This window comes from Cupriavidus sp. SK-4, assembly GCF_000611125.1.
GTDB classification, from domain to species: Bacteria; Pseudomonadota; Gammaproteobacteria; order Burkholderiales; family Burkholderiaceae; genus Cupriavidus; species Cupriavidus necator.
Window position 1 is genome coordinate 44,640 of sequence record NZ_JFJW01000067.1, and the last position, 13,734, is coordinate 58,373.

A 13,734-nucleotide genomic window follows, 5' to 3' on the forward strand; every position below is an offset into this window, starting at 1 on the left:
CAGCCTGCGCGCCACTTGCAGGTAGATCGGCGTCGCCTCCGCTTCGTCCGGCTTGAGGGCCTGCAGCCGTTGATCCATTGCGAATCCTCGTAGTACCAGAATGTGGGGCAGATGATACCACTTTAGGACATTTCGAGTCGGTATGGCCGGACTTGCGCCGCCTGGGCGACGGAATCGCCACGACCTCGCTTTGCATCAACTGGTATTGGAAAGGTCCTGCTGGCTATGCTGCTCGAAAGCGCTGCCATGATTCGGAAAAATCCTAGGTAAATACAAGGATTGTGTGATGAATCAGGCGAATGTGAGGGCCGTGCAAGCGCTGCTTTGCGTTACCTCAACAAAGATGCCACTTAGATACAACATCGTAGTAGTGGTTTTCACTGGTATTTTTATTGTCAGTGTCCGTCTATCTTTCCCCTGACCCTGGCGCCGCCGCATTCCCGCACCGGCTGCCGCGATTTCTGGAAGCAAGATGGCTGAGACGAGCGAAACCCTGTTGCTGCGGGCTCCGGTGAGCGGAGTGCTGCTTCCCCTCGCGGCGGTGCCGGACCCGGTCTTTGCCGACGGCATGTTCGGCGACGGCCTGGCCATCGACCCCCTGAGCGACACGCTGGTGGCGCCTTGCGACGGCACCATCGTCCACCTGGCCGCCACCGGCCACGCCCTGACGCTGCAGGCCCCGTGCGGGGCACAGGTGCTGCTGCATGTCGGCATCGATACGGTGTCGCTGCGCGGCGAAGGCTTTGCCCCTTGCGTGGCGCAGGGCGCTGCCGTGCGCCAGGGCGATGCGCTGATCCGTTTCGATGTCGACCGCGTCGCGCAGCAGGCGCCGAGCCTGGTGACGGTGATGGCGATCGCCAATGGCGATGCCTTCACGGTCGCCGCCAGGACCGACGCGGCGCAGGCCGAGGCGGGCCGCACGGTGCTGCTGCAGGTGCGTGCCGCGGGTGCTGCGGCGCCCGCGCAGGAAGATCACGTGACCGCGGCCGAACAGCGCCGCTCGGTCACGCTGGCCTGCCCTGGCGGCCTGCACGCCCGGCCCGCGGCACGGGCGCGCGAAGCCGCGCGCGGCCTGGACGCCAACGTCGCATTGCACTACGGCGGCCGGCAGGCGAGCCTGGCCAGCCTGGTGGCGCTGCTGGGCCTGGCCGCCGGCGAGGGCGCCACGGTCGAGCTGGTGGCGACCGGCCGCGATGCCGGCGCCGCGCTCGATGCGGTCGCGTACGAACTGCAGCGCGCCGGCGTGGGCGAAGAAGAAGCCGTGCCCACGGTGTCCGCGCCGGTGGCGCAGCCCGGCCCGGGCGCCGGCCTGCCGGCGGATGGCATCCCCGGCGTGGCTGCCGCCCCCGGCATCGCGATCGGCACGCTGCACTGGTGGCGCGAGACCACGCCGGAGCCAACCGAGGCCGGCCAGGGCATTGCCGCCGAGCGCGAGGCTCTGCGCGCCGCGCTGGCGGCCATCGACGCCCAGCTGGCGCATGAGAGCGAAGCCGCCACCGCGCGCCGCGCTGGCGCCGAAGCCGGCATCTTCGCCATGCATCGCGCGCTGCTGGAAGACCCGGCCCTGCAGGCCGCGGCCGAGACCATGATTGCCGCCGGCAAGAGCGCGGGCTTTGCCTGGCGCGAGGCCACCCGGGCCGAAGCCGCCATGCTGTCCGCGATGGCCGACCGCCGCATGGCCGAACGTGCCGCCGACGTGCTGGACCTGGGCAAGCGCGTGCTGCGTGCGCTGGCCCCGGCGGGCAGTGTCCCCGCCCAGCTGCCCGCACCGGCCGCCGACGGCGATGTCATCGCGCTGGCCGCCGGGGAATTCACGCCCTCCGACCTGACCGGACTGGACCGCACCCGGGTTGCCGCACTGGTGATGGCGCGCGGTGGCCCGACCTCGCACGCGGCCATCATCGCGCGCCAGCTCGGCATCCCTTGCCTGGTGGCGCTGGGCAGCGCGCTGGAGCGCCTGCAGGACGGCACGCCGGTCATCGCCGACGCCGACAGCGCCCGCCTGCACGCCTGCCCCGATGCCCATTTGCTGGCCGCCGCCGCCAGCGCCGTCAGGCTGCGCGCGCAGCAGCGCGAGGCCGACCTGCGCGCCGCGCACGCCGCGGCCAGCACCCGCGATGGCGTGCCTGTCGAGGTGGCCGCGAATATCGGCAGCCTCGACGACGCCCGCAATGCCGTGGCGCATGGTGCCGATGCGGTCGGCTTGCTGCGCACCGAACTGCTGTTCCTGCACGGCGACGCAGCTCCCGCGGCGGCGGACCACACCGCCAGTTGCCAGGCCATTGCCGATGCCCTGCAGGGCCGCAGCGCGATCGTGCGCACGCTTGATATCGGCGCCGACAAGGACGCCGCCTGGCTGCACCTGCCTGCCGAAGACAACCCCGCCCTGGGCCTGCGCGGCGTGCGCCTGGCACAGGTGCGCCCGCAACTGCTGGACGACCAGCTGCGCGGCCTGCTGGCCGTGCGCGCGAGTTCGCCGCTGCGCATCCTGCTGCCGATGGTCAGCGAGGTCGGCGAACTGCTGGCCTGGCGCGAACGCATCCGTGCGCTGGCGGCCGCGGCGGGCGCCGATCCCGAAATCGAGGTCGGCGTGATGATCGAAGTCCCGTCCGCCGCGCTGCTGGCCGACCAGCTGGCGGAGCACGCCGACTTCTTCTCGATCGGCACCAACGACCTGACCCAATACACGCTGGCCATGGACCGTTGCCAGCCGGAACTGGCGGCGCGCATGGACGGCCTGCATCCCGCGGTGCTGCGCATGATCGCCGCCACCACCGAGGGCGCCGCGCGCCACGGGCGCTGGGTGGGCGTGTGCGGCGCGCTGGCGGGCGACCCGCTGGCCGTGCCGGTGCTGGTCGGCCTGGGCGTGACCGAGTTGTCAGTCGACGCCGGGCTGGTGCCGGGCGTCAAGGCGCGCGTGCGCGCGCTCTCGCATGCCGATTGCCGGCAGCGCGCAGGCGAATTGCTGCGGCTGCCGTCAGCCGCCGCGGTGCGCGACGCGTGCCGCCGCTACTGGCCGGCATAAACGCCAGTCGACCACAACCCAATACGCGCCACGCGCGCACGGATTCGGAGAACGCCAATGAAGATGGACCTGCTGCCCAGGGTGCAACGCCTGGGCGCCACGCTGATGCTGCCGATTGCGGTGCTGCCCGTGGCCGGCCTGCTGCTGCGCCTGGGCCAGCCCGACGTGTTCGACATCAAGCTGATGGCCGAGGCCGGCAACGCGGTCTTTGCCAACCTGGCCCTGCTGTTCGCGATCGGCGTGGCGGTGGGCTTTGCGCGCGACAACAACGGCGCGGCGGCGCTGGCCGGCACCATCGGCTACCTGGTGCTGACCACGGTGATGAAGACCATCGACAAGTCGCTCGACATGGGCGTGCTGGCCGGCATCGTCGCCGGCGCGGTGGCGGGCGGGCTCTACAACCGCTATCGCAATGTCGCGCTGCCACCCTATCTGGGCTTCTTTTCCGGCAAGCGCTTCGTGCCCATCGTCACGGCGCTGTGCTGCCTGCTGCTGGGCATCGTGCTGGCCTATGCGTGGGCGCCGGTGCAGGCCGGCATCAACGCGGCCGGCGCGTGGCTGACCACGGCGGGCTCGGCCGGCGCCTTTGTCTTCGGGCTGCTGAACCGGCTGCTGCTGGTGACCGGGCTGCACCACCTGATCAATACCCTGGCGTGGTTCGTGTTCGGCAGCTACGCCGATCCGGCCACGGGGGCGGCGGTATCGGGCGACCTGCACCGCTATTTTGCCGGCGACCCCGGCGCGGGCCTGTTCATGACCGGCTTTTTCCCGGTGATGATGTTCGGCCTGCCCGCCGCCTGCCTGGCGATGTACCACGAGACGCCGCCGGCGCGGCGCGCGCTGGTGGGCGGCATGCTGTTCTCGATGGCGCTGACCTCGTTCCTGACCGGCATCACCGAGCCGATCGAGTTCAGCTTCATGTTCCTGGCGCCGGTGCTGTACGGCCTGCATGCGCTGATGACCGGGCTGTCGATGGCGCTGTGCCATGCGCTCGATATCCGGCTGGGCTTCACCTTCTCGGCGGGCGCGATCGACTATGTGCTGGGCTACGGGCTGTCCAGCCGCGGCTGGCTGGCGATTCCGCTGGGGCTGGCCTATGCGCTGGTCTACTACGGGCTGTTCCGCTTCTTTATCCGCCGCTTCAACCTGCTGACGCCGGGCCGCGATGAAGTGGTGCCCGTGGCGCCCGCCGGCGGTGCCGCGCAGCCGGCCGCGGGCAGCGTGGCGCAACGCTATGTCGAAGCGCTGGGCGGCCCCGCCAACCTGGTCGTGGTCGATGCCTGCACCACGCGTCTGCGGCTGAACGTGGCCGATATCGGCGCGGTGTCCGAGCCGCGGCTCAAGGCGCTGGGCGTGCGCGGTGTGCTCAAGCGCCCGCCCAATGTGGTGCAGGTGGTGATCGGGCCGCAGGCCGAGCAGGTTGCTGGCGACATCCGCGCGGTGCTGCAGCAGGCGCCGCAGGCCACGGCCGTGGTGGCTGCTGTGCCCGCCGTTGCAACCCAGGCGTCCGTGCCGGCTGCCGGTACTTTCGATCCCGCCTGGTGGATCGATGCGCTGGGCGGCGCCGCCAATATCGCCTCGGTCGGCGTGGTGGCACTGACGCGGCTGCGCGTGGTGGTGCGCGAGCGCGCCCGGGTGCGTGCCGACCACCTTGCCGGCAGCCAGCTGATGTGGATCGGCGATGACACCGCCCATATCGCCTTCGGCCATGCTGCTGACGGACATGCGGCCGCCTTCGAGCGCGCCCTGCAAGCCATGCCCACCTGACCCCCGCCGCCGCAGCCGTGCGCGGCTGCGGTCGACCTTCCCCATCGGCAATAACAATGACGGCCGCGACGACAGCCGCGCCGGTGGATACCGTCTGCCTATCCAGGAGTCATTGATCGTGAAACGCATTGCACTGACGGCGCTGCTCGCAGCGTCGGCCGGGGGCGCCTGCGCCCAGTCCGCCGGTACCGGCATCACCTTGTACGGCCGCGCCGTGGCCGGCCTCGACTATGTCAACGGCATCGCCCGCCCGGGCGGCGATGTGGACACCTTCCGCTTCGGCAGCAACCAGTACGGCGTCAGCTTCTGGGGCATGCGCGGCGCCGAGGACCTTGGCGGTGGCCTGCGCGGGGTCTTCAACCTGGAGGGCATGATCACCTCCGGCACCGGGCGCTCCGATCCGCTGTTCAACCGGCGCGCGCAAGTGGGCCTGGCCAGCAATGACTGGGGCACGCTGCTGCTGGGCCGGGCCATGAGCCTGACTGACGACGAGAGCGGCGCGATCGACCCGATGGGCCTGCAGGCCAGCTCGGTCGCCACGCTGGTCTACGGCCGCAACTGGGGCTCGCGCCCCAATGCCGTGACCTACAACTCACCGGTGTGGGGCGGGCTGAGCGTGCGCGCGCAGGCCGGCAGCGACGGCGTGGCGGGCAGCTTCAACAGCGGCAAGCAGCTGAGCGCGGCCATCAAGTACGCGCAGGGCAACCTGAACCTGACCGGTATCTATGAGGAGCTGCGCGACGCGCAGGGCCGCATGGACAACCTGTATGTCAACTCGCGCCAGTACACGCTGGGCGCCAGCTACGCGCTGAACAACCTGCGCCTGTTCGCCGGCTACAACCTGACCGTGTCCTCGGGCGATACCGTGGCCACGCCGGAGAACCCCTACGCCGCCACGCGCAGCCAGATGGCATGGGTCGGCGCCAACTACCGCCTGCTGCCGGCGCTGACGCTGCTGTCCGGCGTCTACTACGCCACCCTGAACAAGAGCGGCGGGCATGGCACGCTTGTCACACTGGGCGCAAAGTATGACTTGTCGAAGCGCACCTCGCTGTATGGCACGGTGGCGTCGGTGTTCAACTCGCGCAATGCCACCTTCTCGGTGGAGGCGTCGCCGGACACCATGCCGCGCGCCGGGGCGACCCAGCAGGGCGCCTATGCCGGCATCATCCACCTGTTCTGACGGTGGCTGGCCGGTGACTTGAATGTATTGGAGAGCATTGCCATGAAAGGAAACATCCTGACGCCGGCCGGCTGGATCTTCGGAGAGATCCACGCCGGCCCGGACGGACGCATCGCGCGCATCGAGGGCGTGCCCGCCACGCCTGAGCACAACGATGCCCCGTACGTGCTGCCGGGGTTTGTCGACCTGCTCAACCACGGCGGCGGCGGCAAGGACTTCATGGATGGCGAGGCCGCGGTGCCGGTGATCCTGCGCGCGCATGTGCGCTTTGGCACCACCAGCCTGCTGGGCAGCACCATGACCTCGCCGCACCACGTGCTGCTGCCCGCACTGCAGGCGCTGGGCCGGGCCTGCGCACAGCGCCCGCCCGGCGCGGCGCGCATGCTGGGCGTGCACCTGGAAGGGCCGTATATCAATCCCGGCAAGCTGGGCGCGCAGCCGGATACCTCGGCCATTGCCACGTCGGAAGAGCTCGAGCAGTACCTGGGCGCCGCGCCGCTGAAGGTGGTGACGCTGGCGCCCGAACTGCCGGGGCATCTGGACATCATCCGCCTGCTGGCCGCGCGCGGCGTGCGCGTGCAGCTGGGCCACACGCTGGGCACCTATGAGGACGCGGTGGCCGCGCTGGACGCCGGCGCCAGCGGCTTCACCCACCTGTTCAACGCGATGACCCCGCTGCAGCACCGCGCGCCGGGCGTGGTGGCGGCAGCGCTGGCGCACGCCGAGTTTGCCGAGCTGATCCCCGACCTGCTGCACGTTCATCCGGGCGCGATCCGCGCCGCGCTGCGCGCGATCCCGCGGCTGTATGCGGTGACTGACGCCACCGCCGCCGCGGGCATGCCGGACGGCGTGTACCACCTGGGCAGCCAGACCGTCTACAAGGTCCACGGCAGCGTGCGCCTGGCCGACGGCACGCTGGCCGGCAGCGTGCTGACCATGGACCAGGCGCTGCGCAACTTTGTTTCGATCGGGCTGGACCTGGCCGATGCGTCGCGGCGCGTGTCGCTGTATCCGGCCCAGTACCTGGGCATGTCCGACCGCGGCATGCTGGCACAGGGTTGTTGGGCCGACGTGGTCGTGCTGGACCGCGCGCTGTCGGTGCGCACCGTTTATGTCGAAGGAGAATGCTGTGTCGAGAATGCTTGAAGAGGCGCTGAGCGCGCCGGCCGTGGTGGCCGCGCAGTTGGCGCAGGCGCCGCGCGTGGCGAAGCTGGCCGCGCAACTCGCCGCGCAGGCCTGGCCCGCGGCGCTGACCGTGGCGCGCGGCAGCTCGGACCATGCCGCCAGCTACTTCGCCACGCTGGTCACGCGCCGGCTGGGCGTGCCGGTGGCCTCGCTGCCGATGTCGACGGTGACGCTGCACGACAGCGCGCTGCGCGTGGCCGGGCTGCTGGCGGTGGCGTTCTCGCAGTCGGGCCGCAGCCCGGACCTGGTCGAGACCATGCAGGCGCTGCGCGACGGCGGCGCCGCCACCGTGGCGCTGGTCAACGCCCCGGATTCGCCGCTGGCGCAGGCGTGCGCGCATGAACTGCCCTTGCTTGCCGGCCCCGAGCAGAGCGTGGCCGCGACCAAGAGCTATATCGCCATGCTGTCGATGTCGGCGCTGCTGGTGGGGCATCTCGAGGCCGCGCGCAGCGGCGAGCGCGAGCTGGTCGATGCCTGCGCGGGCTTGCCGGCCGCGCTGGAGCAAGCGGCCGCGCAGGACTGGTCGGCGCTGGTGCCCGCGCTGCGCGACGTGGAGCGCATGATCGTGCTGGGCCGCGGCGCGGGCCTGGCGATCGCGCAGGAAGCGGCGCTCAAGCTCAAGGAGACCTCCGGCATCCAGGCCGAGGCCTTCTCCGGCGCCGAAGTGCGGCACGGTCCGATGGAAATCATCGGCGACGGCTACCCGCTGCTGGTGTTCGCGCCGCGCGGACCGGAACAGGCCGGGCTGCTGGCGCTGGCCGCCGAGATGCGCAAGCGTGGTGCGCGCGTGCTGCTGGCGGCGCCTCCTGGCACGGTTGATGCGGAGCTGCCCCTGGAGTTGCCACTGGTGCCGGCCGCCCATCCGCTGCTCGATCCGATCTGCGCCATCCAGAGCTTCTATGTCGCCGCGCAGGCGCTGGCGCTGGCACGCGGCCGCAATCCCGACCAGCCGCAGTACCTGCGCAAGGTGACCGAGACACGCTGAGCCGGCCCATACTGTCCCTATACCGCCCCACGCCGCCCCGGCAAGCAAGGAGTCCGTCATGCAAACCACCCGAACCGCCTCTTCCTCCGGCACTGCCGACGCGCGGCCGCTGGACCTCGTCATCTTCGGCGGCGCCGGCGACCTGTCGGCGCGCAAGCTGCTGCCATCGCTCTACATGTGCCACCGCGACGGCAACCTGCCCGACGGCACCCGCATCATCGGCGTGGGCCGGCACCGCTGGGACCGCGAGGCCTTTGTCAATTTTGCCGATGAAAGCGCGCAACCCTTTGTCGATGCGCGCTATCTCGAACCGGCCAAATGGCAGACCTTCCTGCAGAGGCTGGATTTCGTGCACGTTGACGCTTCGCAGTCCGGGGACTATCCGGCGCTGGCCGCGCAGCTGCGCCAGGACGCGCTGCGCATCTACTACATGGCGATGCCGCCCGGTTTGTTCGCGGCCACCTGCGACAACCTTGCCAGCCATGGCCTGATCGCCAACGACACACGGCTGGTGCTGGAAAAACCGCTGGGCGTGGACCTGGCCTCGGCCATCGGCATCGGCGAGGTGGTCAGCCGCTACTTCAGCGAGGACCGCACCTACCGGATCGACCACTACCTGGGCAAGGAAACGGTGCAGAACCTGATGGCGCTGCGCTTCGGCAATTCGATCTTCGAGCCGCTGTGGCGCACACCGTTCGTGCGCAGCGTGCAGATTACCGTGGCCGAGACCGTGGGCGTGGGCACGCGCGGCGGCTTCTACGACGAGGCCGGCGCCATGCGCGACATGGTGCAGAACCACCTGCTGCAGCTGGTCAGCATCCTGGCGATGGAGCCGCCGGCATCGCTCACCTCCGATGCGGTGCGCGATGAAAAGCTCAAGGTGCTGCGCTCGCTGCGGCCGATGTCGCCCGAGGACGTGCGCCGCAATACCGTGCGCGGCCAGTACACCGCGGGCGCCATCGCCGGCGAGCTGGTGCGCGGCTACCTGCAGGAGGAAGGCATTCCGCCCGACAGCCGCACCGAAACCTTCGTCGCGATGCGCGCCGAACTGGGCACGTGGCGCTGGAACAAGGTGCCGTTCTACCTGCGCACCGGCAAGCGCATGCAGGAGCGCGTGACCGAGGTGGTGATCAACTTCGCCGAGGTGCCGCATTCGATCTTCGATGCCGGCAGCACGCTCCAGCCCAACCGCATGGTGATCCGGCTGCAGCCGGAAGAGTCGGTGCGGCTCACGCTGATGGTCAAGCAGCCGGGCGAGGGCATGAAGCTGAAACCGCTGAGCCTGGCGCTGAACCTGGATTCGGCCTTCACCACGCGGCGCGCCGAAGCCTACGAGCGCCTGCTGCTCGACGTGATCCGCGGACGGCTGGCGCTGTTCGTGCGGCGCGACGAGCTGCAGGCCGCCTGGACCTGGGTCGACCCGATCCTGGAAGCGTGGCGCCAGCAGGACGAAGGCCCGCGCCCCTATACCGCCGGCACCTGGGGCCCGGCGGCATCGTCGGCGTTCATGGCGCGCGAAGGCGTGCAGTGGTCGGAGGAGGCGTGATGCGGCTGACCGAACGCCCTGCATGGCGGGCTCTTGGCGCGCTGGCCGCGCAGCCGCTGCCGCATCTGCGTGAACTGGTGCACGAGCCGGGCCGCGGCGACTACGCGCGCTTGTCGGCTGCCGGCATCGAACTTGACTTCACGCGGCAACGTATCAACCGCGCTGTCCATGACGCGCTGCTGGCCCTGGCGCAAGATGCGGGCATCGAGGCGCAGCGCGACGCCATGCTCGCCGGCGAGCCCGTCAACGCCACCGAAGGCCGCGCCGTGCTGCATGTCGCGCTGCGTGGCGGCGCCGACGCGCATCCACCCTGGGGCAGCCAGCTGGCGGCAGAAATCGATGCGGAACTGGCGCGCGCCTGCGATTTCGCCGATGCCGTGCGCGATGGCCGCGTGCGCGGCTTTGGCGGGGCGCCGATCCGGCATGTGGTCAGCCTCGGCATCGGCGGTTCCGACCTGGGACCGCGCATGGCCTGCGAGGCGCTGGCCGCGCACGCCAGCGACGCCGTGCAGCTGCATTTCGTCTCCAATCCGGACCCGGCGCAGCTATACGCCGTGCTGCGCCAGGCCGATCCGGCCGCTACGCTGTTCCTGGTCTCATCCAAGACCTTCACCACGCACGACACGCTGATCAACGCTGCCTCGGCGCGGCAATGGCTGCTCGACCACGGCTGTCCGGCGCAGCAAGTGCCGGCGCAGTTCGCCGCGATCACCGCCAACGCCGCGCGCGCCGTGGCCGAGGGCTACCTGCCGCAGCAGGTGTTCCGCTTCTGGGATTGGGTGGGCGGGCGCTATTCGCTGTGGTCGGCCATCGGCCTGCCGGTGATGATCGCCGCCGGCCCGCGCCAGTTCCGCGCGCTGCTGGACGGCGCGCACGCCATGGACACGCACTTCCGCAGCGCTCCGCTGGCGCGCAACCTGCCCGTGGCGATGGCACTGTGCGGCATCTGGAACCGCAATTTCCTGGGCGCGCCGACGCAGCTGGTCGCGCCCTACGCGGCGCCGCTGGCCCGGCTGCCCGCCTACCTGCAGCAGCAGGACATGGAGTCGTGCGGCAAGCGCGTGGACGCGGCGGGCAGGGTAGTGGGCCACGATACCGGCCCCATCGTCTGGGGCGGCCTGGGCCTGGACGGGCAGCACGCCTACTTCCAGCTGCTGCACCAGGGCACGCACCTGGTGCCCGCCGACCTGATCGGCACGCGCCGCTGCGAGGTGCCGCTGCCGCAGGCGCAGAAGCATCACCAGCTGGTGCTGGCCAATCTGCTGGCGCAGGCCAGCGCGCTGTCCTGCGGACGCACCCACGATGAAACGCTGGCCGCGCTGTCGGCATCCGGCCTGCCGCCGCAGGAAGCCGAGCTGCTCGCGCCGCATCGCACCTTTCCAGGCAACGTGCCAGTCAGCCTGCTCTGGCTGGACACGCTCGACGCCGCGTCGCTGGGCGCGCTGATCGCGCTGTACGAGCATAAGGTCTTCGTGCAGGCCGCGATCTGGGGCATCCACGCCTATGACCAGTGGGGCGTGGAACTGGGCAAGGCGATCGCGTCGGACATGCAGGGGTGCCTGGCGCGGCGCGAGGTGCCAAAGGAGATGGATCCGGTGGGGGCTGCAACGCTGGCTTCGCTGGTAGGTTAGGCATTCAACCGCCCGCCATCCGCAACGCCCGCCGGTACTGGATCGCCTCGCCCACGTGCGCGGCGGTCAGCACCTCGGCACCGTCCAGGTCGGCGATGGTGCGGGCCACCTTCAGCACGCGGTAGTACGACCGCGCCGACCACGCCAGCCGCGTCATCGCGCCGCGCAGCAGTGCCTGCGCCTGCGGTTCCATCATGCAGTGCTGTTCGATCTCGCGTCCGCCCAGTTCATTGTTGGGCTTGCCCTGCCGGGCCAGCTGGCGCTCGCGCGCGGCCAACACGCGGGTGCGCACCACGGCGCTGGGTTCGCCGGGCGGGCCGTCGAGCATCTCGCCCTGGTCCTGCGCGGGGACTTCCACCTGCAGGTCGATGCGGTCGAGCATCGGGCCGGAGATGCGGGACTGGTAGCGCCGCACCTGGTCGGGCGTGCAGCGGCAGGGGCGGTCGGGATGGCCGAGGTAGCCGCACGGGCAGGGGTTCATCGCGGCGACGAACTGGAAGCAGGCGGGGAAGTCGGCGTGGCCGGCGGCGCGGGCGATGGTGATGCGGCCGGATTCCAGCGGCTCGCGCAGGACTTCCAGCACCCTGCGGTCGAATTCGGGCAGCTCGTCCAGGAACAGCACGCCGTGGTGCGCCAGCGAGATCTCGCCCGGGCGCGGGTTGCCGCCGCCGCCGACCATGGCCGGCCCGGATGCCGTGTGGTGCGGCGACCGGAACGGGCGCTGGCCCCATAGCGCGGTGCGGAAGCCGCCCGGCGTCAGGCTCATGACCGCGGCGGACTCCAGTGCTTCCTGCAGCGTCATCGGCGGCAGCAGCCCGGGCAGGCGCTGCGCCAGCATCGACTTGCCGGTGCCCGGCGGGCCCACCAGCAGGGCGGAGTGCTGGCCGGCGGCGGCCACTTCCATGGCCCGCCGCGCCTGCGCCTGGCCGCGCACGTCGCGCACGTCGCGCATGTCGGGACCGCGGTCCGTGGTGGCGGGCAGCAACGCCGGCATGGCGCGGGGCAGACGCGCGTCGGGCAGGGGGCAGAGGTGGTCACAGGCCTGGCGCAGCGTGGCCGCGGCATGCACCGCCAGGTCCTCGATCAGCGCGGCTTCGGCTCCATTGCCTGCGGCCACCAGGAAGGCGCGCGGCGCCTCGCCGGCGGCGGTGCGGGCGGCGTTGTCGCGCGCCAGGCCCATGGCCATGGCCAGCGCGCCGCGCACGGGGCGCAGTTCGCCGGACAGCGACAGCTCGGCGGCGAACTCATGCGCATCCAGTGCCTCGGCCGGGATCTGGCCGCTGGCGGCCAGGATGCCCAGGGCGATGGCCAGGTCGAAGCGGCCGGATTCCTTGGGCAGGTCGGCCGGGGCCAGGTTGACGGTGATGCGGCGGTTGGGGAACTCGTAGCCGCTGTTGAGGATGGCGGCGCGCACGCGCTCGCGGCTTTCGCGCACGCCGGTGTCGGCCAGGCCGACGATGGTGAATGCCGGCAGGCCGTTGGCAAGGTGGGTCTCGACCCGCACCGGCGGCGCCGCGATGCCGGTCAGTGCCCGGCTGCGTAGGACGGCAAGGCTCATGTCATCGAACTGTTAACGAAAAAGGCCGCCAGGAGTGGCGGCCTTCAGGCAGGCGGGCGGGATCGGGCAGGACCGGCGTGCTCACGCGCCCCCGGTCGAATCCACCGAGCCGGCGCCGGGCGGGATGCCGGCGCGGCGCTCAAGCTCGGCCACGCGGCCCTCCAGTTCCTCCAGGCGGGCGCGGGTGCGGGCCAGCACCTGCGACTGGACGTCGAATTCCTCGCGCGTGACCAGGTCCAGCTTGGCAAAGCCCTGGGTCATCATGCTGCGCACGTTCTTTTCGATGTCCCTTGCCGGCGAGTTGCGCAGCGCCTCGCTGACCTTGTTCTGCAGGTCGTTGAAGAGATCGGTCGGTTTCATGGTTTCTCCTTTGCGCACCTAACTGGTGCCAATCCGGGTGGGCATCTGGCGTTTAGCGCGCTTTCGCACAGGAATTGGGCGCCCCGATTGCGGGCGCGCGGCCTGGGTGTCGCGCACGCAGCCACCGTCAGAACTCAATTATCGCCCGTGAGGCACGTGGGCGAAAGCTCCGGCGCATCCGCGTTCACACCTTTTAACCCGATCTGGCTTCGCTGCAGGGCAGATTCAAGTCTGGCTTTGGTCACGGCACGCCATCATGGCCGACATGGGCCGCCGATTTCCGGGGAGCTGGCATGGCAGTTGCAGTAGTAGGTTCGCCTGCCTCATTGAATCACCGAAATCCAATAAACGAAATCCGAGCCTCAGGAATAAGGAGAAGAAACCCATGAAGAAGTTGGCCCTTGCAGTCAGCGCGGTTGTCCTGACCAGTGCCGCCGCCACCGCCTACGCGCAAAGCACGGACGCGGCGGCCCCGGCACCGGCAGGCCCCCCCG

General features: G+C 70.6%; 9 protein-coding genes. 7 read left to right on the top strand and 2 right to left on the bottom strand.

Annotated elements, in window-relative coordinates; genetic code table 11:
* The first annotated feature begins 472 nt into the window (after positions 1-472).
* The 7 genes from ptsP to pgi all read left to right on the top strand — a co-directional run bounded on the left by ptsP (position 473) and on the right by pgi (position 11,322).
* On the top strand, positions 473-3,025 hold the full coding sequence (gene ptsP / locus CF68_RS14410) for a phosphoenolpyruvate--protein phosphotransferase (RefSeq protein ID WP_035819860.1): 2,553 nt from the start codon (positions 473-475) through the stop codon (positions 3,023-3,025).
* A gap of 63 nt (positions 3,026-3,088) precedes the next feature.
* Positions 3,089-4,792: an N-acetylglucosamine-specific PTS transporter subunit IIBC gene (gene nagE, locus CF68_RS14415; RefSeq protein WP_051591532.1), complete on the top strand. Its 1,704-nt coding sequence runs from the start codon at positions 3,089-3,091 to the stop codon at positions 4,790-4,792.
* Positions 4,793-4,910: 118 nt separating this feature from the next.
* Positions 4,911-5,975: a porin gene (locus CF68_RS14420; RefSeq protein WP_051591533.1), complete on the top strand. Its 1,065-nt coding sequence runs from the start codon at positions 4,911-4,913 to the stop codon at positions 5,973-5,975.
* A 42-nt stretch (positions 5,976-6,017) separates the two neighbouring features.
* Positions 6,018-7,121, top strand: a complete 1,104-nt coding sequence (gene nagA / locus CF68_RS14425; protein WP_035819862.1) for an N-acetylglucosamine-6-phosphate deacetylase — start codon at positions 6,018-6,020, stop codon at positions 7,119-7,121.
* Positions 7,114-8,145 (top strand): SIS domain-containing protein, encoded by a 1,032-nt coding sequence (locus CF68_RS14430; protein WP_035819865.1) that lies wholly within the window; start codon positions 7,114-7,116, stop codon positions 8,143-8,145. The genes nagA and CF68_RS14430 overlap by 8 nt, the downstream gene beginning before the upstream one ends.
* 58 nt (positions 8,146-8,203) lie before the next feature.
* Entirely contained in the window at positions 8,204-9,691 is a 1,488-nt protein-coding gene (zwf, locus tag CF68_RS14435) for a glucose-6-phosphate dehydrogenase (RefSeq protein WP_035819867.1), read from the top strand.
* Positions 9,691-11,322: a glucose-6-phosphate isomerase gene (gene pgi / locus CF68_RS14440; protein ID WP_035819868.1), complete on the top strand. Its 1,632-nt coding sequence runs from the start codon at positions 9,691-9,693 to the stop codon at positions 11,320-11,322. Before zwf ends, pgi begins: the two co-directional genes overlap by 1 nt.
* Before the next feature lie 4 nt (positions 11,323-11,326).
* On the opposite strand, the gene CF68_RS14445 is transcribed toward pgi, so the two are convergent.
* The gene (locus CF68_RS14445; protein WP_035819870.1) at positions 11,327-12,880 is read right to left on the bottom strand and encodes a YifB family Mg chelatase-like AAA ATPase; all 1,554 of its coding nucleotides are present in this window, start codon (positions 12,878-12,880) and stop codon (positions 11,327-11,329) included.
* An 81-nt stretch (positions 12,881-12,961) separates the two neighbouring features.
* The gene (locus CF68_RS14450; protein WP_035819871.1) at positions 12,962-13,240 is read right to left on the bottom strand and encodes an accessory factor UbiK family protein; all 279 of its coding nucleotides are present in this window, start codon (positions 13,238-13,240) and stop codon (positions 12,962-12,964) included.
* Positions 13,241-13,734: the final 494 nt, after the last annotated feature.